Below are 19,092 nucleotides of genomic sequence, written 5' to 3'. Positions count from 1 at the left end.
AACCCCAAGTCGCACGTACAATCCCACTTTCCTACGCTGGCATAACCCAGATCAGGTTCGAAGGGACCAAGGCAATAATGCCTTATCTCAGCCCATAATGGGCGCCCCTAGTGGATTTCCTGGTTCGACTATACCGCTGTGGAGAATTTTTGTCAACGGGTTAAGATTGTCGAGTCTTGCCAGGACCTATCGATGGATTGGTGCAGAACCTATCGATGGATTGGTGCAGAACCTTCCGATAAATGCGTGGTGCATCAATAGATTCGGGTTAATTTCTGCGATGCACGCCATAAAGCTGCTGTACATTACCGTTAATTGTTACCGTGACGGTGGATATCTTGATCGTACCGTTATTATAGATCGCCTTAAAGGTGAAAGTTATCGGGCCATTGGCCAGTTTCTCCAAGCTTTCTTCCCACAGCTCTCCATTCCAACGAGTATGATCATCATTAGAAGCCGTCAGCTCTACCTTATAGCTGTTCATCGTGACTACGACTCGCTCAGCCTGCGTTAGCGTTCCGGTTATCGTTGTTTGTGCGGAAAGGATGAATTTCTCCCCAGCCCAGAACACCTCATAACCTCTTGGTGAATCTTCGTTCTTGCTCTCACTAAGGTTATAATCCTTACGACGCTGATCCCATAATGCTGTGTGCCCAACTTGTCCGGCTACCATCAGCGGCAGGACAATAATATTTTTGCGTACAACGACTGGCGGTGCTTTACCATCCGAAACCGTCAGCGCTACCTTATAGGTTCCAGCCTTTAATGCTTGAAAGACAGGGCCGCTCATCGCATATGGGAATGGCAGTGAGCTTGAATATGTTTTTGAAACCCCGCCCGGATCGGTAACCACATAATTTACACTTAACGTATCCTTGTCCAAATCATCGATTGTATGACTAATCATAAGGATGTCCCCCTCGTAAACCGGCTTAGGGGACCAATCAAAATCAGCTGTAGGCGGACGATTCGTCTCGATATAAAAGAACTTAGGAGCACTATAATCGCTCCACTCATAACCATCAAACACCCGAACGACGATGAACATATTTACTTTTTCCGGTAGATCACTTGCTGGAATCCAATCCTCTATGCTCCCGTTCTTCACACCGGAATCTAGCTGCAAGATACCACCGTACTTGTATATCTTCGCTTGATACTGTGTCTGAGTATCATTATCTGGATCCAAATAGCTCCATGTAAAATCAGGCCTCAGCACCATAAGCTTTGTCGGGTTCAATTGGTCCGTACTTGTTGGCATAGTCACAACTGCACTTGGCTTGCGATTGTTAATCGTCACCTGTAGCTCATATTGTGCCGTGGCCCCATCAGAATCTTCCACAACTTGCCGGATGTTAAAAGTACCTAAACTGCTAAAGGTTTTACTCCAACTCGTGCGAACACTGCTTGCATTGCTTTCAGCGCCACCCGTTGTGACGTTCTTCATGTAATAATCATGAATCAGATTCTCACGACCGCCATCTTCAATATCGTGAGCCGTGGAATCGATCGTGATCGGTACACCGCGGAACGTATTGATGTAACTTGTTGTAAATCCTGGTACGGGTGGATTGTTTGGTGCTGGTAAAGAACCAACCGGAAGCATCACGACATACCAATTGCTCCAAGCTCCATACTCATCTTTTACAGCCATACCAATTTCATAGGTTCCTACTTCTGTTGGGGTCACTAATTTCTGCGTTACATATTTACCACTAGGAGTTATATGATAGAATTTCTTCTCTACAACACCTTTTGTTAGCTTGTAGTCAATTCCTGTAGCTTCCTTCGAATAATCGGTCGCACTCATATATCGATCTGGATCATGGCTGCGATCCGTCCAAACGACTTTCCCGTCTGTGCCTTGAACAGTTGAAAAATCAGATACAGGCCGACGATGGACAGTAATTCTTTTCGTAAATTCGTTAGAAGATTTTCGATATTCGTCAAAGGTGTTACTTGGGAATAAATAGTCTGGGTTAGGATCATCTTTCGCTTTGAGCTTGATCACATAATCTCCGACCTTATCGAAATTTAACTGTGCATCATGAAAGGTCTTACCATCGAGGCCCGATAGACCTTGGTTATGAATGAATCTCACCGTATGGGCGACAGACCAATCATATTTCCCTTCTACAGCTGGATCACTTTCGGGATCATCGAACAAAATGTTATTGTACTCGACTTCTGCTTTTGCAGTTCCTTCATCCCAAATCGCGTATTGATCGGACCAAACGATATTTTCAGTTAAAGCCTTGTAAGCAAGCGAGCTGAAAGTTACAAAGGATTTACTGTTGAAATAACCATAACGGCCACTCGCATAGGTATCATCAATTGTGCTGAAAATCGGCGTATTATCAATAAATAAATCGAATTTATTACCTACCATTAGCAGCTTTACCGCATAGCTTTTTCCGCTTACTAGTTCGTAATCCTGAGTTTCCAACACGGAACGGATTCCGTTTTTGTAAGAGACTAACTGAACCTTTTTAGCATCCGTTTCAAAAGCGTAGCCATTCTTACGATTCTGCATCCGGAAGGTGTATCCTAGCCATTCATTATCGTAATCCACATCATCGATCCTAAAGTTAAACTTCACCTCGGCATCGGTTAATGGAGTAGGAGAGTAAAATTGTCCGCTCGTAAATGCCTTAACCAATGCAGGAGCAGTGGACGGCTTTCCTACTGAGATATTCAGCCATTTCAATGATGATGGATAGGTACAGCCTTGACACGGAGGCGTTGACATGGACACGTATACCCCGTCACCAAAATACTCTCCTATCATGTTTTTCCCTTCGTTACAAGATGATCCTGTCTGTCCGACTGCTTTTCCGTCTTTGTCATACACGGTACTGTAACCAGAGCGCGAATTCCAGTTATCATATCCACCACAAGTTATTGCAGTATCTGTACGATAGCCTTCAATCGTAGACGTAGCTGATGCGGATCCTTGCGTTTTCCCTGTATTGCGGTCTAGGTAAAACAACGGATTATCCAATCCATTTGGTCCATTCTCAACTAGATAAGGAGCTAGATTATCTTTGTTGTTGAAGTTGGTCAAATGTTTGGTTATGGCTCCCGTTCTCGTATTGAGAACATCTACATCTTTAACCATGTCGGGTATCATATTGCCAGGCTGAGCTTGGTCATAATGGGTTCTCGCATACAGCTCCCCGCTTAGCGGATTAATGAACATGAAAGGCGAATTATCATTATACATGTACATATCAAGGTAGTTAACCAGTGAACTTAACCCTAATACATTCCGATCTTCCGTAGACAGATATGTTCGCCAGACGAAAGCATAATCTGAATTATATTTCGTAATATTCAGATCAGCGACGCCTTTAAATCCTGTACCGTTCGTTGAATCATACCCTTCATACGTGTACATGGAGCCTGTGGCATCGTAGAACGTTCCAAAAATTCGATAACCCAGTTTATACGTATCCATGTTCCAAATCGTGCTTGAAATCTTTGGTGCAGGGGCCATCCAATCCGATAATTTTTTGAAAGTCAGATCAGGATTGATCTCATATATCGTCTTGATCTTCGCGCCAGGATTTGCATACCAGCTGTTTGTAGTTGATACAATGATCTTATAACCTTTACTTCTATCAATTACTGTTGATGCTATTATGGCGCTGTCTTCGAGCGCTTTTTGAGTGACCACGGAATCCAAGGAGCTTCTTAGCTCAACGCCTGTTCGAGAGTCGTAGACAGCAAGATCAACGAGCGTTCTACTTTTGGAATTAATATACGCATCCCAATATCTAAATGCATAAATATAGCCATCAGCTAATTCCCAGCTGCCTATATAATTGGGGTAGGCAATGATATTCCGTACAACGCCGGCATCGTTGTATTTCAAGGACTTACTTCCGCCTTTAAATCCGATTACATAATCATACGGACTTCCATTTTTATATTTCTTCGTAATGGAGCCCCCATTGCCAACGATGAAATCAATCGGCGATAACTTTTTAGGATTAAGCCCGTAGATGCGTCTATCATTTGTGTATTTACCGGACTGTGTATTGTAGTTGTATTCATAGGTTGAAGAGTATTTGTCGAAAATGACGTTTTTCTTTGTTGAACGAATTTTTAAGGCTCCTGAACTACTTAGATAAGCAGGGTACTGAAACCAATCGTTTGTAGCTGGATCTAACAGCGGCGCTGATAATTTGGGATCATAGGTCGTTGAAGCTCGCCAAGGAGACAAGCGGTTCGGACCATATCCGTTATCGACGAGCCGTTGAGCTACAAGCTCATCGTAGGTTGCCCCACCGCCACCGAAAATGATCTTATTATACTCATAGATATTTTGCGACTGTGCACCGAAATTGCGGCCTTCACCACTTACCAGCTGATTCGGTTTTGGTTCCCAAAGATTCTCTTTACTCGTGACTAACGTATCCGTTTGCGGTACATAAACGCCCCAATCCAACATATCAGTAGGCGTGATACGGGTGTACGGATCAAGATCGGGCTGCGGATTTTTCCCTACCATATCAAAAGAAACTTCTGGAGCATTATTCACAACATTAAGAGTGAGTGAAGCTATACTATCCGATGCCGTATCATCCCACATCCCATATTGCTCGGTTACTTTGAGGTAGAAAAAGTATTTACCCACTTTGGTAGGTGTGAATGGCAGCTTAGCAAGCGTTCCGGTTGCTGTTACCCAAGCATCATCAGCAAAGCCATTGTTGTTTGAATCGTATTTATATTTGTACTCCGCTACGGTGATTGGATCACCATCAGGACTAGTTGATTTATTAACCATGTCCAACAAGGTTCCGCGAACAGAAAGCGGAGGTACAACAAGCTTCGCAATCGGCGGCAAATCAGGTGCTACGATGATCGTACAGGTATCAGGCGCTAACGACTTTAAGCCTGAACTATCATACACGTCTAACGAAACCTGAACCGCAATATCCATACCGGTGTCATTCACATAGCTGGTTTGTTTATTCTTCCATTCATCGCGGCTATGATCAATGGCCAGTCCCATTGGACTGTAACTGCGGCTTGGATCGAAAGCCGTATCCGCAATCGGGTGATTGGCAATGACTCGAATGGGACATTTAATAATGGGCACAGGATTTTTAGGTACGACATTAATGTACGTACAGGCCGTTGCCGTTGCCCCAAATTCATCCCTCATCTGCCCGCAAATATTGTGATAGCCAAGCGTATCCATCGTTAATTGATGCTGTCCATCCCCGTACTCAACGCTTTTCGAGTAAATAGATTGAACAAAGCTTGTGCCCTTCGAATAGTCAAACCCCATAAAATAGAGGCTATCGCCGTCTGGATCAGTTGGCGTAGGGACGGATGGATCGTTGATGTAAATGAGATCAAGAACAGTTCCTTCAATGACTTCATGTAGTGCTATCGTTGGTTGACTTGGACGTACAAACCCAATATCAAAATTAGGTGGATTATTGTTAGTCGGTCCGGTCACCGTTAATGGCTTCGGCCCAATCCAATTGGATACGCCGCAACTTGTCTTGATTTTCATGTAAACGTCATGGACACCAACACCAATTACCCAAGGGTAGGAGCTAAACGAAAAGTTAGAATCGGTCGTTTGACTCGTAACCAAATTCCCTTCCCATGAGCTGCCAGCTCGGTCAATTCTAAAATAATGACCTTGGTAGGTACATCCGTTCATTTGAAAGTCTCTAGGGTGCAAGCTAAAACTGTTTTTATACGGAATCTTGTTTGGTAGAACATCGAAGTCTCCCGTGAAGTTTCCGACTTCTTCATAAAAGAAGGTGATATAAACCTTTTTACCTGCAGAAGTAAGACTTACGTAGGCACTCGCTCCGCTACCGACAGTATTGGAATAAGAGGTAAAGGAAATGCTTTTTCCCACTACTGTTCCGTAGATAGCATCTGGTGAATAGGTATACGTATGAGGAAGGGGTACGGACTTCTTATCCTCACCTCGTTGAGCAAAGGTTCCGGTAGTGCCCGTTCGAACCATATGACGTATATTGACTTCCCCGATCTCACCGACAGGATCGTAAATTTGATATAAATAGAGTTCATTAAAGCTGCCTTCGTAGGGGGTTAATCCAAAGTCTCCAGTTGTGGGGGTACCTGTTACCGACGGCGGCGTTCCAGTTGTTGTTTTTAGATATCCCTTGTAAGCGTAGGAAGCATTCGTGGGGTGTGGAAAGGGGTAATTTGTTCCTTTGTTCATATCCAAATCTTGATCGGGAAAAACAGACGATAAGCTTTGACCATCGGATGTTAAGCGTCGAACATGCGCTTTACCATCGGCTTTCTTATCGTAGTAGAGGTTTAGATAATAGGTGTCGTAAGTACCGTCATATGGCAATGCTGGAGGGTTTCCTGTGATAATAGATCCACCGCTTGGAGATGAGGTAACGCTTTTTTTGTAACCGTTATAAGTATATTTGGAGTTAGTGGCCGGCGTTATTCCTAAAGAATCACCGACCTTGATAGACTTAGATTGATCAGGGAAATCGCTATCAATATTAGTTCCATCTTTATTGAAGTGATGGACTTCTAGTTGGCCGTTAAGCTCGATTTCAAAAACAATTGGGAAATAATATCTTTGAGCTTGTACTAGTGGGCCAAAATCAGAAGGATTTAATTCATTTACAATTACATCATATGGTGTTGCGGCATTTAGTTTTCCGTCCATATTTGCTTTAAATGTAATAGAGCTAGTCCCTTTTCCCGTTAGACTACCAGGGATAACTACAGGATTACTAGTTTCTGTTCCGACGAGATTACGATAGTCGTCATACGGTTCGTTATTTCGTGAAGCTGTAAATAATGGGCCGTCATTGGCAACATTAAATTTTCGTATTGAAACATTATTGACTGTTCTTCCTGGAAAAGAAAATGTGTAGGGAGCTTCTATTGTAACGTCAGCTTTAGGGGGCTTTGTTGTCCATTCGCCCTTAGAATTAGTCCATATCTCGTATGACATAAATCCAACTGCATAACGCATAGTAGAAGGCTTTCCCTCCCATGGAATAGGACTTACAAAGGAATTACCGCCTGGAGCTGCAGAAGCTGGTTCTAGATTTATGAAACTTGAAGAGATACTAAGCAATAAACTACATATAATCAATAGAGATAGATATTTTTTCTTTTTCAAAGTCATTACCTCCAAGGGTTATTCATTAAGACCAAGGAATCGTAACTGAGATACAAACCAACATATTTAGCCATGTTTATTTTATAAGAATCGCGGGCATCAACAGGATAATAATTTAGTCTGATACTCCCAACAGTCTCTCTTAAATAAGCCGGTGAATTACGTGTTCTGTAGAGATTATCTGGTCCAAGAAAGAAGAGAGGAGTAACCATAATCCCTTTGTCTGTGGTCACGACCTTAATATATATATTTCCTTTATCACTCTTTGCTAAATCAAGTCTATAAAATACCCTACCGTCCACTTGAAAAGGGAACAAGTCATTTGCGATTATTGTAGCTGTCGTTTTATTTCTTCCTTCAAACTGAAGCTCGCCTTCGTTACCTTTAAAATAATTCATATAGTCTTTAATGTCCTTTGTTTTCGGGGCCACATCTTTAAGCTCAGGAATATCTTTATTACCAATCCAAACAAACCGCGTAACGGCATCCCATTCAACCTTTACTGCTAAGCCTTCGCTAATCACACGTAAAGGCACAAGAGTTCTCCCCTTTTCTACCATTGCAGCTTGTAAGAGAGTAGTAGATTTTCCATTGATGACGGCTGCCTTAGAACCGATAGTAAGCTTAATGGTTTTAGTTCCCTTTTTTACAGTGATATCTTTTCCTTTTAAATCAATGGTAGCCTTCAACTTTTCAGCAACAAAACGGATTGGTACAAGTACGGTTCCGTCTATCATTTTTGGGGAGACATCCGAAGAGATTTTACGTGCATTATAAAGTACAGCAATAGGCATATCTGAGCTTACGATTTTAGGCAAAGGGCTTGCCGTTGCCTTGTGTTGCACCAAAGCAAAAGATGTGAGTAGAACTGCAGCTGCAGTAATTGTAGAAATCATTCTTTTTTTCATTTAAGTTCATCTCCCTTAGAATTTTCTTGTATTTATATAGGATTTCAATAGGTCTATCTACTTCACTGAAAAGCAATATTTTTGACGTTCGGTTTCATCAACCATTAACATGTTCTACCGCCATTCAACAATAATCGACGCTCTCTTTCTGACTTAAGACAACGAAAAAAGCACCTGCCTGCAAGCTAAAATCAGCCTGCAAGCAGGTGCTTCCTGCTAGTAGTCCTATGAATGCCGTCTTTCAATTAATTCCTATAATACCCATTCTATCGCCAAATTTCAACCTTTTATTCACAGCTGCTATTCTGGCTCCTCATATTGATCTTTCCGCTCTCATCTTAGAGTTCAACTGACATGACCCTAATCCTGCAGCAATTCTAACCATCGCGCTGCGGAATGCCGCCAAGTGAAGTGCTGCTCCACCCGCTCCCGACTTTTCAACCCCATTAAAACTCTTAATGGATCATTGCGGAGCAGCACCAGTAGGTGGATTCTCATCTCCGACTCTATCTCGGCCGGGTTAACCAAATAACCTGTAACACCATGCTCAATAATTTCTTTCATCCCGCCAGCACATGTTGCAATGACCGGAAGCCCGCAGGACATTGCTTCCACGTTGACTAAGCCAAACGCTTCTCGGCTCCCTGAAGGTACAACAGCAACATCCGCTCCCAAGAACCAATCCGGAACCTCTGAATACGGTGCGTAGGGAATGAATTGAACATGCCCCTGCAGTTTACGTCCAAGCCGGTACAACTCCCTGACATAAGCCGTTGTCCTTGTAGAACCGTAGAATGCTCCACCCACGATAACGAGTAGGGCAGAAGGATGCTGTTTTACGACTTCCGGCATCAGACGGAGCAGATGATGAACACCCTTCTTTTCGATCAACCTACCCATAAAGAGTACAACGCTGCGTTCCGTCCATCCGCGCGAAGCACGTAATCGCTCCCTGCGACTTGCGCCTTCTACTGAATATTGCGATTGGAACCGATCGGTATCGACACCCGGATAAACGACGTTCAGCTTATGAGTAAATTGTGGTGCACGAGTAGAAACAATATTACGGAGGAACTCACTGTTAACGATGATCTTCTCCGCTGCTCTGAAACTCCTCATTAACTTTGCAGGTTTTATTGAGTTGGACCTAATGAAGGTCTCAGAATGCAAATTAAGCCATACTCGGCCGCTTGGCCGCATACGCTTAAGCTTAAGGACGGTGCCTGGACGATTCTCAACCTCCGTCACATCCGGCTTATACCTTACGATTGCTTTTCCAACCTTCTTTATATAGCGGCTTTTATTGCCTGCCGGATATCGCTCACAAGCTGCACCACCCAGCATACTGCGATGAGGGAGCTTGCGACTGATTCGGCCATAAATCCGTGCCTGCACGGATGGCACGAGAAGCGGAACTAGCTTTTCCACAACACGTTCAACGGAACCGCTATTAGGCGATGGCAACGGAAAAGCACCCGGCGTCACAAACGCGATTCTGGGTCGCGCCATTAGATCAACAGCCCCTCTCTTTCTAAGCTTGTTTTCATAGCATACGCAAATTTGAATGATTAGGACTCCGACATCTCCCCTGTTCTTATGAAATGGACTCTGATTTCCGCTCGAGTGTTTGTGCAGCTTAGCTATCATTCAGGTCAAATTTGCTAACTGCCTTTGCTAGCTCTTTCTCACGAGTCCAAGCAAGAAACACAAGCCATAAGGTCCCAAATAGCCCCCACTTATTAGAAAAATCGAGTTAAGCAGCACCTCGTGAACCTGTGTCATAAAAACCGTACCATCCATTAACGTTCGCAAGACGCTCGAAGCAGTCTCCATAAAGAAACCCAAATAAGCCAGCACTGCCAAACCATCGATGATGATTTGCAAGATACGGCTTCTCGAACGTAGAAGATACAACAGCGCACCGCCAATAATGACTCCTGCTAAAATCCATCCCATCACGATCATCACCTCATTTGCCAGCATTCGCAACTTAACGACCTGTTAAACCTGTTGGAAATGAACTCTATTGATTAATAAGTCGTGATATGTCACACTAGTTCGGAGACCACCCTATTTGACCCTGCAAATGAAGAGAGGACGTGAACTACCGGCATGACCAAATGGCTGCTCCGATCAATGACCGAGCTTAGCTCGCGCAAATGGATTTCGCGAATAACCGGTCGATTTGCCCAGTCGCCCGCTAGCCGGCGCTTCATCCCGAGATTCGCTCGGATGTATGGTATTCGTGTTGATGAAGCCGAGAAACGGCTTGAGGAATATAGCACCTTGAATGAATTCTTCACAAGACGCTTAAAACCAGGCATGCGCATTATTGAAGCAGATTCTACAGCACTAGTCAGCCCTGTAGACGCGCTTATTACCGGAGCTGGACCGATTACAGCAGGCACAATCTTGAACGTTAAAGGTCAGGATTATACGGTCGATGAGCTGCTTAACCGCTCCCCGCGAACTGAGAATTATAAAGATGGCTTCTATATGGTCCTTTACTTGAGTCCAACAGATTACCATCGGATTCATACACCAGTTGAAGGCATGATTGTCGAGCGTGAGCATGTGCCTGGCAAGGTATATCCGGTTAACGAATTCGGCTTGCGCAACATGCGCAGAGTGCTTAGTCGGAACGAACGTCTGATTACGTATATTAGGCATGCCGGCGCTGAGGTTGCAGTTGTCAAAGTTGGCGCTATGAATGTTAGCAGCATCAAATATGTCGAGCCTCGGCAGGATAAAGTCGAGAAAGGTCAGGATCTAGCTTACTTCGAATTCGGTTCTACAGTTGTCTTGCTCACCGAGGATGAAACGTTCATCCCTCGCAGTGACTTGAAGACTGGCCTGAAGGTCCGAATGGGCGAGAAGCTCGGAACGATCCTTCCTAAATAATGGAGAAAACTTATACTTTCTTATATTTTAAGAAGAAACGGCTGACGCTTCCTCTGGCAGCGACGCAAGTTTCTTCCACAAAAAAACGCCATGCGGCTGATCATCCTCCTGGAGGTGAGAACAGCCGCATGGCGTTTTTCTATTTGATGACTGATTAGATGGCTGATCTAATGTCTGCTTTCTCCCGCCCATTTCAGCGCAGCAGTCGCCATACGATCTACACCAGCTTGGATCTGTTCTTCATCCAGATGAGCGAATCCAAATAGCGCCGTATGAAAATTCGGCTCCCCAAACCAGAATCTGCTGCCGTCTGACCAGCTCACACCTTCTGCTTGGCAAGCCTCCTTGAACGAGAAATATTCATCCCGATCTCCTCGCCACTGTGCGTACATATGAAGACCTGCATCAGCTGGAACGAACCGGAACCAGCGCTCCATCCGCTTCATTTCCTCACGAAAACGAATTAACCGACGCCCGCAGACACGCCGCATTCGCCTTAAATGCCTAGCGTAACTACCACTCCTCATAAAATGTGCCAATGCCCGCTGTTCAGTGAGACCTGAAGGCTGCGGCTCCATAAGTGACTTCGCTCTACGAAAGCTTTCGACAAGCGATTCCGGCAGTACCACATAACCAATCCGCAAGTTAACGAACATCGTATTGGAAAATGTCCCTACATAAACAACTCGATTCTCTCTATCCAGCGCCTTTAACGGCTCGACCGGACGTCCACCCCAGCGCAGCTCGCTATCATAGTCATCCTCTACAATAACCGCTCTCCGGCGTGATGCCCAATCCAGTAGCTCAAGTCTCCTGCTCGTCGATAAGACGGCACCGCTAGGGAACTGCCTGGTCGGCGTTACAAACAATAGCTGAGCATCCCAATCCTGAGGTTTAATGCCACTATCATCCACCGATGCTGTCAGGACATTTCCACCAGCAGCGTCGACGGCGCGCCATGTTCCAGGATAGCCCGGATTCTCTACTACAACGGTGCTGCCTGGAGAAACCAACAGCATGGAGAGCAGCGCAATTGCCTGCATGGAACCATTCGTTATGAATAGCTGAGATAGCTCTGCATGAATGCCGCGCTCCCTTCGAAGGTCAGAGATAATCGCTTCACGCAGCGGTAAGTAACCTTCAATCGATGCGCCCCTTATCGGCCAAGGCTCCAGCATCTCCCTTACTTCGTTAAAGAGCGAGGTTTTCCATTCCTCTACAGGGAATAAAGTAGAATCAACTCTATTGATGTCGAAGCTAATTTCCTGAATATTCACCTGCTCTTGCGCACAGGTTAAGCTAGATTTCTGCGGTTCAACGACTTGTGGTATCGCCACTGGTTTAAGCCGCTGTGCCCATTCGGAAAGTGAAACTGGCGATGAGATCGCTTCACCTTCAGCCAAGCTAGCTCTAATCTCTGATGCCGGGTAAGCTACGAATGTCCCGCTGCCCGCTGCAGCCCGAACGAATCCTTCAGCAACAAGCATGTCATAAACTTGATTAACGGACCCCCGCGACATGCCATATAAGCCAGCGAGCATGCGGCTAGACGGCAATCGTGTTGCTTCTGTTAATTGCCCCCCGATAATGGCTTCTCGAAGCGCTGCATATAATGCCTCCGTCTTCCTGCCAAGCTCCGCATAATGTCGTTCATAACCAATCCGTAAATCCACTCCTATCGCCTCCTTGCCACATTACACTATGCCTGAGGCCATGCCCCTTTATCTGCTATAACGGTTACATTCGGATGCGTCTGCAAGAAAGAAGAAGGAACGTGTTCACTAACTGGACCTTCTATCGTCTTGCGCAAAATATCCTGTTTGTTCTCTCCGCTCACTAGTAGCAGAATATGTCGTGCACCAAGCAAGACATCCATTCCTGCCGTTAAAGAGGACTTAGGCACGTTCTCTTCGCCTCCCCAATATACGGCATTACTGCGAATGCTTTCTGCCGTAAGCAGAACTTCCCTTGTTGGAGAGCTGGCAGTTGATGGAGGCTCATTGAATCCAAGATGACCATTCGGACCTAGCCCAAGTATGAGTACATCTACACCGCCTGCCTCAGTGATCTTCCGATCATAGTCCTCGCATACCGCTCCGACTTCTACACCGTCTTCTGCCAGAAGAACAGCGCGCTTCTCCTCGATCTGCCAAGGCTCTAGTATTGATCTGCGCAGCCAGCCTGTTAACGAACGCTCATCCTCAGGTGCCAGCCCGAGATACCCATCCAATTGAAAGATCCGTATCCTAGTCGTATCGAACTGGCCTGCCTCTCGCATAGCTGTTAATTCCCCATACATCCCGATTGGCGTATTTCCCAAGGCGGGGATAACCACCGAATCCGGTTTAGCGTTGATCAACTTCTTCACCCATTCTGCACCCACACGACTTAATTCTTGATAATCCTTTACGACGACTAACTCCATCTCTATCTCTCCTTTCTTATTGCAAAAGGCAATCTTAAATATTTGTTATTACAAATCAATGATGTCGTTACTATAAATTAGTTATATTTTCGTGTCAACTGTATTCATAACCTTATTTGTTATAACATATTTGATGGGTTATGTTACAATGATGTTGAATTCGCGGGAGGTTAGTACATTGAAAGAAGCAAAGCAAGGAACTCCTTTATACCATGTCGTGAAGACACTTATAGAGATAGCTATCACATCTGGGAATTACCAGCCAGGTGATCAACTGCCGACAGAATCCCAACTATGTGAACAGTATACTGTAAGCCGAACTACTATACGCTTGGCACTGCAGCAGCTAGAATTCGAAGGAATGATTCACCGTATACAAGGGAAGGGAACCTTCATCAGCGCACCGAAGATCGAAGATGCTCTTAACAAGCATGTGAGGAGCTTTGTAGAACAGATGAAGGATCTGGGCTTGCAGCCACATTCGAAAATAATATCGATTGGGCTCATACCCGCCACACCCCATCTATCTTCGGTTCTGAACATTATAGAGAAAGATCCTGTCTTCAAATTAATCCGTTTACGGTATGCCGATAATAAGCCGCTCCAGTACGCTACCTCTTACGTACCATGGCGACTTGCGCCTGAGCTCCTGCAGGATGATTTGACGGGATCTTTGTTTGAACTGCTGAGCAGCAAATATCAACTTACGCCGTATTGTGCGATAGAATCAATTGAACCTATTGTGATTGACGATACCTGCAGCCGTTTCTTCGACGTTCCAGAAGGTTCGCCCGCCTTCTTGATTGAATCGATAACGTCTACCGAACATAAGGTGCCGATTGAGTATGCTCATCTGATCGTCCGCGGCGATCGGCTAAAATTCGTTGTTAAGCGCACCTTTAGCTGAAGCTTCATTTCACCATAATAGAAGCATATACCATCTTTATCAGTAGGATCGAACGACGCTGATAGGCTTGCGAGAAATGGTACATTTTTTTTGAATCAAATTGGATCTTTTTACTTGCCACTTACAGAGGTATGCTCGTAACAGTTGTTACGAGGAGGTTGCCCCATGCGTAGAAAAGAATTTGCAATCGACGAAGAGAATAAAGAGGAGCTGGAAGCTTTCTTAAGTGAAATGAGCTTTGGTTTTCTCGGTACCATCAGTGAGGATGGAATGCCCTCCGTTACGCCGCTTAATTTTGTATATGTGAACGGTGCCATTTATTTTCACGGCAGCCGAATTGGCGAGAAAATGAAGCAGCTCACTACAAACGAAGCAGTCACCTTCGCCATTGCCAAAGAATATGCCGTCATTCCCTCTTACTTCTCAGATCCACTGCTGGCATGTCCAGCAACGGCTTACTTCAAATCCGTGAGATTCGATGGACATGCCGTTATCGTCGACGATCCCCACGAGAAAGCGACAGTCCTTGAAGCACTTATGCGTAAGCTTCAGCCAGAGGGCGGCTACAAAACCATTGATGCCGAAGATTCCGACTATATTCCTCGTCTGAAGGGTGTAGCGGTCGTACGAATTGATGCCACACAAACGAGCTGCAAATTTAAGTTTGGTCAGAATTTGAAAGAACCAGGTCGGCAATCCGTCACACAGGGCCTTGCAGAGCGCAATCTCCCGATGGATGCGGAAACGCTGGAGCTTATGCGCCGTTATTGCCCTCATACACCTACTATAGGTGACTAGTTTTGAAAATACCTAAAGAAGCAGCCTGAGCTGGAACAAGTTCAATCCTGTTCTAGCTGGCTGCTTCTTTATTACAGTTTGTGTTATTTTTCATTGTTGATTTTTGAATGAGAATTAAGTGTTACCTTTGCATTAAGAGGTCATACCTTATCGAACTATCGATTCTCGTTAGTTTAATGAAGCAGAGGTTATTTGTAGTCTATAAAGTAGTCTATAAAGTAGCCTTCAGATTCCCAAGAATCTTCATAATCTACATAGATAGAATCGATTTCATCCTTTGGGCTACCACATTTCTCAAGCAGCCATTTTTTCATAAATTCAATACTCTTGTTTTCATCCTCCCATAGGAAATCCATTATCGCAGATTCTTTTTTCGAACTATCAGGCACATAAATTGCAAATTTCGTATTAAAGTATCGTGTTAATTCATAAGAAACATTTCTTAAGTGAGATCTAAAATCAAACTCTAAGTCATTTAACAAAAATGTTAACCACCTTGTATAATGCGACATCATACAAACATGTTCCGAGAAAGTAAACGTAAGACCGCATGGTCCATCAAGACTTATAGTTCCACCCCAATCATCTGTTTCGATCTTCCAGACCTTGTTTACATCAGAAGGATTATAAATAAGTATTTCTTGTAGGAAGTGTTGAGTGTAAATAAATTTGTTCGAATTTAGTTCAAGACACATGTGATTAAGATCATTCTTATTTAATCTATGGCCGATATACGCAGTAAAATCCATCCCCACACCATGTTTCACCCCACTACTTGCTAATTATTATATATTTAAGAAATTCGGCTAAACACCAAAACTAGTGGTTGATGACGAAGGTAATCAGATGCTGAGCGGACAGGAAAGCTCTTATTACAGTCCAATCACTGCATGTAGGTGGATTAAAGGACAGAGAAGACACTATTCTCCAGCAAATCATCTGAAAACAGCTACATTTTAGTTGATAGCGGAACTTGTGTCCGCGGAACTTGTTTTGAGTCGTGTTTTGATCTGAATAGCGGTTCCACAGTCCGCTCAGCAAGATTAACGGGAAAAGCTCCTGTTATTTCATATTGAACGCCTGAATTGCAGTGTAGAATCATCTATCGGCGAATAAAAAGCGGCTAAGGCTCGAAACGGACCCGTTTCAAAATAATCAACCACTGATAATGGGATTGAGCCTGAAATTCTTTACCGTATCTCCGATGGGCTCTTGCCCGTGTACTGTTTGAATTGACGGCTAAAGAAGAAAATATCCCGGTAGCCAAGCGCATCCGCAACCTCTGTCACATTCATCCCTGCATGCATAAGCAAATGCTGTGCGCGATCAATCCGCATCCGAATCATATACGTTTGAACCGAAGTGCCGATAATCTCCTTGAACTTAATCGAGAAATACCGCGGTGACAAATGTGCTCGCTGTGCCAAATCCTCCACACGGTGCGGAACACCTGGATTTTGCCGGATAAAGTTAGCGATCTCGTGAATCGCTTCCGTCAGTTGGTTGCTTGCCTTCCGCTCCTCCACAGGTCCCTCCAAATCCTCGCGCAGCAGATAAATCATCAGCTGCTTCAGAATCAGCTGAGCTTCTTCCTCCGCAGCGAAGGTCTTAACGAGAAACAGCCGCACATATCGCGATAATAGATGTTCAAAGTCAACCGTTTCGTTAAGCACACGGTAGGATTGAGGCACCTTATCGACGGGCTCGGTTATAGCAAAATGAATATATGTCAGTACCAGCGGCTTCTGCGGATTATGGGTGGCACTCGTGAAGTCCCCTGGTCGGAATAGGAAGCAGCTCCCTTTGCCCAGCGGAAACGGCTCCCCGTTTAATAGAAGTTCCCCTTCGCCGCTCCAGACATAGAACAAATCATAGTTGGCCATAGGCTTCTCTCTTTTTTGCCATTTCCACCCTGGTTCACATACAATCTTGGCAAAAGCAGACATCAAGGTAAATGAAGATGGCGCACAGTGCAGCAATTTCAGCTTCCTCCCTCACATGAACTTTCTTACGAGGCAGCTGTCGCAAACCGCCTCTATCGTTGTCATCATACACCAGCGTAAAATCGGTATGCAAGCAGGAGATCCTTGTCTCTAATAAACAGGAAAAGGGTCATCTATCAACGATTGGATCACTCTCGACAAGCCCTAGAAATAATTGTTCAATAAATAGTCAGCTTTGTTGGCCTTGGGCTCCTCAAAAGTGTTATAATATCACCTAAATAGTTCCCATATGGGAGCTATAATAGACGAATGAATTTTGGAAGGATGAATGAAGTCCATGAACCCACTTGCCCAGCAGCTGAACGTTACGATTGAGCGAGAAAATGCGAACGTTTTCGCAATGTTGTCCACTCTCGGTAAAGAAATCTATTTCCCGAAGGAAGGCATCCTGAGCCAATCGGCTGAAGCTAAAGCGAAGGCTAAGAAATTCAATGCCACCATCGGTATCGCTCTAGAAGGCGGTCAACCGATGCATTTGAAGGTTATTCAAGACACGTTGTCCGCTTACAATCCGAAGGATATTTACGAATATGCACCACCAGCAGGCAAGCCTGAGCTGCGCGCAGCATGGCGCACGAAGATGCTGAAGGAGAATCCAGCTCTAGCTGGCAAGTCATTCGGTAACCCTGTGGTCACCAACGCTCTGACGCATGGACTTAGTATCGTAGCTGACTTGTTCGCCGATACCGGAGATGCAGTTATTATTCCAAACAAAAACTGGGAAAATTATGAATTAACGTTCGGCGTCCGTCGCGGCGCAGTGATCGTTGAATATCCGCTATACAATGAAGAACAGCGCTTCAACAGCTCAGGCTTGCGCGAAGCGTTACTTGCACAAAAGGGCAAAGGAAAAGCAATTGTTCTGCTTAACTTCCCGAATAATCCGACTGGCTACACGCCTACCCCGCAAGAGGGTACAGAGATTGTAGCGGCGATTCACGATGCTGCTGAGGCTGGCGTTAATGTCGTAGCCGTAACAGATGATGCATACTTCGGCTTATTCTTTGAAGATTCCTTACATGAATCATTATTCGGCAAGCTTGCCGATCTTCATCCTCGTGTACTTGCAGTTAAGATTGATGGTGCAACGAAGGAAGAGTATGTATGGGGCTTCCGTGTAGGATTCATCACGTATGCTTCTCAATCTGATGCCATGCTGAGTGCTCTGGAGCAAAAGACACTTGGTATTATCCGTGCAACGATTTCGAGCGGACCGCATCCATCGCAGACCTTCGTGCTGCGTGCGCTGCAATCCCCTGAGTTCGAAGCGCAAAAGGCTGAAAAGTATGAGATTATGAAGAATCGCGCTAATCGTGTTAAAGATCTGCTGGACAGCGGTCGCTATGGCGATGTGTGGTCCTACTATCCATTTAACTCCGGCTACTTCATGTGCTTGAAGCTGAACAATGTGGAAGCAGAAACCGTTCGTGTGCGTCTGCTTGATGAGTATCAAATCGGCACGATTGCGCTTGGTGAGACCGATCTGCGTGTTGCATTCTCATGCATCGAAGAACCAAACCTTGAAGAATTGTTCGATACGATTTATAAAGCCGTTCAGGAAGCTGCAGTTCTGAATAAGTAAATACCGTTTCAATCACATAGTAAAGCTTAACGAAAAAGCCCGCTGCGCGGACGGATCATTCTTACGATCGCTGTTGTCTCCTTATTTCTTTGATTCTATCCCTTAAGGGTAGAAATCAGGAGACAAAGGCGAACGCTAACACTTCTTCAGAACGATTCCGTCCGCTCCGCTTTGTTATTCGTGATGACAAGCATTTATAATGATTAGAAACCAATGTATACAAATTGCAAAAAATCTGCAGAACCGATACGCCTCAACAGGTTATCGGTAATGCAGATTTTTTAGTTTTATATGAGTTGAACTAAAGAAACAGATAGCGATAGCGGAGCGAGCAGAATCGTTCTGGAGAAACGAAGTGTTCGCCTTTGCAGCCGGATTCTTACCCTATAAGGGTTAAGATAATCAAAGAATTCGGCTGCAACAG

The 19,092-nt window shown here is 44.7% G+C and carries 13 protein-coding genes and 1 riboswitch; of the genes, 5 read left to right on the top strand and 8 right to left on the bottom strand.

The annotated features are described in order from the left end of the window. Positions 1-11 precede the first annotated feature (11 nt). Positions 12-119: riboswitch (TPP riboswitch) on the bottom strand. A 149-nt stretch (positions 120-268) separates the two neighbouring features. The 4 genes from EKN16_RS31580 to EKN16_RS31565 all read right to left on the bottom strand — a co-directional run bounded on the left by EKN16_RS31580 (position 269) and on the right by EKN16_RS31565 (position 10,035). Further along, complete coding sequence (locus EKN16_RS31580; RefSeq protein WP_232016129.1) at positions 269-6,973, bottom strand: hypothetical protein; 6,705 nt, start codon at positions 6,971-6,973, stop codon at positions 269-271. Between the two features lie 176 nt (positions 6,974-7,149). Then, positions 7,150-8,052, bottom strand: a complete 903-nt coding sequence (locus EKN16_RS31575; protein WP_125665566.1) for a copper amine oxidase N-terminal domain-containing protein — start codon at positions 8,050-8,052, stop codon at positions 7,150-7,152. 360 nt (positions 8,053-8,412) lie between these two features. Then, a complete protein-coding gene (locus EKN16_RS31570; protein ID WP_125665565.1) occupies positions 8,413-9,561 on the bottom strand; it encodes a glycosyltransferase family 4 protein in 1,149 nt (382 codons plus the stop codon). Between the two features lie 165 nt (positions 9,562-9,726). Beyond that, positions 9,727-10,035, bottom strand: coding sequence for a hypothetical protein (locus EKN16_RS31565; protein WP_164523077.1), 309 nt, complete (start codon positions 10,033-10,035; stop codon positions 9,727-9,729). Between the two features lie 129 nt (positions 10,036-10,164). Between EKN16_RS31565 and asd the strand changes: the two genes are divergently transcribed. Together asd and EKN16_RS32585 are read left to right on the top strand one after the other, a co-directional pair. Further along, positions 10,165-10,953 (top strand): archaetidylserine decarboxylase, encoded by a 789-nt coding sequence (gene asd, locus EKN16_RS31560; protein ID WP_125665561.1) that lies wholly within the window; start codon positions 10,165-10,167, stop codon positions 10,951-10,953. Continuing rightward, positions 10,953-11,111 (top strand): hypothetical protein, encoded by a 159-nt coding sequence (locus EKN16_RS32585; protein ID WP_164523076.1) that lies wholly within the window; start codon positions 10,953-10,955, stop codon positions 11,109-11,111. Before asd ends, EKN16_RS32585 begins: the two co-directional genes overlap by 1 nt. Positions 11,112-11,120: 9 nt before the next feature. Here the strand turns inward: EKN16_RS32585 and pdxR are convergent, their stop codons facing one another. Both pdxR and EKN16_RS31550 read right to left on the bottom strand, forming a co-directional pair. Beyond that, positions 11,121-12,626, bottom strand: coding sequence for a MocR-like pyridoxine biosynthesis transcription factor PdxR (pdxR, locus tag EKN16_RS31555; RefSeq protein ID WP_232016128.1), 1,506 nt, complete (start codon positions 12,624-12,626; stop codon positions 11,121-11,123). A gap of 26 nt (positions 12,627-12,652) precedes the next feature. Then, positions 12,653-13,378 (bottom strand): glucosamine-6-phosphate deaminase, encoded by a 726-nt coding sequence (locus EKN16_RS31550; RefSeq protein WP_125665559.1) that lies wholly within the window; start codon positions 13,376-13,378, stop codon positions 12,653-12,655. A 178-nt stretch (positions 13,379-13,556) separates the two neighbouring features. Between EKN16_RS31550 and EKN16_RS31545 the strand changes: the two genes are divergently transcribed. Next, positions 13,557-14,285 carry a GntR family transcriptional regulator gene (locus EKN16_RS31545; RefSeq protein ID WP_232016126.1) on the top strand — a complete coding sequence of 243 codons (729 nt, stop codon included), beginning with the start codon at positions 13,557-13,559 and terminating at the stop codon, positions 14,283-14,285. A gap of 165 nt (positions 14,286-14,450) precedes the next feature. Continuing rightward, positions 14,451-15,083: a pyridoxamine 5'-phosphate oxidase family protein gene (locus EKN16_RS31540; RefSeq protein WP_125665557.1), complete on the top strand. Its 633-nt coding sequence runs from the start codon at positions 14,451-14,453 to the stop codon at positions 15,081-15,083. A gap of 188 nt (positions 15,084-15,271) precedes the next feature. On the opposite strand, the gene EKN16_RS31535 is transcribed toward EKN16_RS31540, so the two are convergent. Further along, on the bottom strand, positions 15,272-15,565 hold the full coding sequence (locus EKN16_RS31535; protein WP_125665555.1) for a hypothetical protein: 294 nt from the start codon (positions 15,563-15,565) through the stop codon (positions 15,272-15,274). A 708-nt stretch (positions 15,566-16,273) separates the two neighbouring features. Then, positions 16,274-17,062 (bottom strand): helix-turn-helix domain-containing protein, encoded by a 789-nt coding sequence (locus tag EKN16_RS31530; protein ID WP_125665553.1) that lies wholly within the window; start codon positions 17,060-17,062, stop codon positions 16,274-16,276. A 301-nt stretch (positions 17,063-17,363) separates the two neighbouring features. Between EKN16_RS31530 and EKN16_RS31525 the strand changes: the two genes are divergently transcribed. After that, on the top strand, positions 17,364-18,668 hold the full coding sequence (locus EKN16_RS31525) for an aminotransferase class I/II-fold pyridoxal phosphate-dependent enzyme (protein WP_125666879.1): 1,305 nt from the start codon (positions 17,364-17,366) through the stop codon (positions 18,666-18,668). Positions 18,669-19,092: the final 424 nt, after the last annotated feature.

The sequence above is a fragment of the Paenibacillus baekrokdamisoli genome, from assembly GCF_003945345.1.
In the GTDB taxonomy this organism is placed as follows: Bacteria; Bacillota; Bacilli; order Paenibacillales; family Paenibacillaceae; genus Paenibacillus_Z; species Paenibacillus_Z baekrokdamisoli.
This window is presented reverse-complemented; position numbering and strand designations above follow the sequence as displayed.

Coding starts and splice junctions, on each gene's coding strand:
- EKN16_RS31580 (WP_232016129.1), bottom strand. CDS start 6,973: ATGTCATACGAGATATGGACTAATTCTAAGGGCGAATGGACAACAAAG.
- EKN16_RS31575 (WP_125665566.1), bottom strand. CDS start 8,052: ATGAAAAAAAGAATGATTTCTACAATTACTGCAGCTGCAGTTCTACTC.
- EKN16_RS31570 (WP_125665565.1), bottom strand. CDS start 9,561: ATGGCGCGACCCAGAATCGCGTTTGTGACGCCGGGTGCTTTTCCGTTG.
- EKN16_RS31565 (WP_164523077.1), bottom strand. CDS start 10,035: ATGCTGGCAAATGAGGTGATGATCGTGATGGGATGGATTTTAGCAGGA.
- asd (WP_125665561.1), top strand. CDS start 10,165: ATGACCAAATGGCTGCTCCGATCAATGACCGAGCTTAGCTCGCGCAAA.
- EKN16_RS32585 (WP_164523076.1), top strand. CDS start 10,953: ATGGAGAAAACTTATACTTTCTTATATTTTAAGAAGAAACGGCTGACG.
- EKN16_RS31550 (WP_125665559.1), bottom strand. CDS start 13,378: ATGGAGTTAGTCGTCGTAAAGGATTATCAAGAATTAAGTCGTGTGGGT.
- EKN16_RS31540 (WP_125665557.1), top strand. CDS start 14,451: ATGCGTAGAAAAGAATTTGCAATCGACGAAGAGAATAAAGAGGAGCTG.
- EKN16_RS31525 (WP_125666879.1), top strand. CDS start 17,364: ATGAACCCACTTGCCCAGCAGCTGAACGTTACGATTGAGCGAGAAAAT.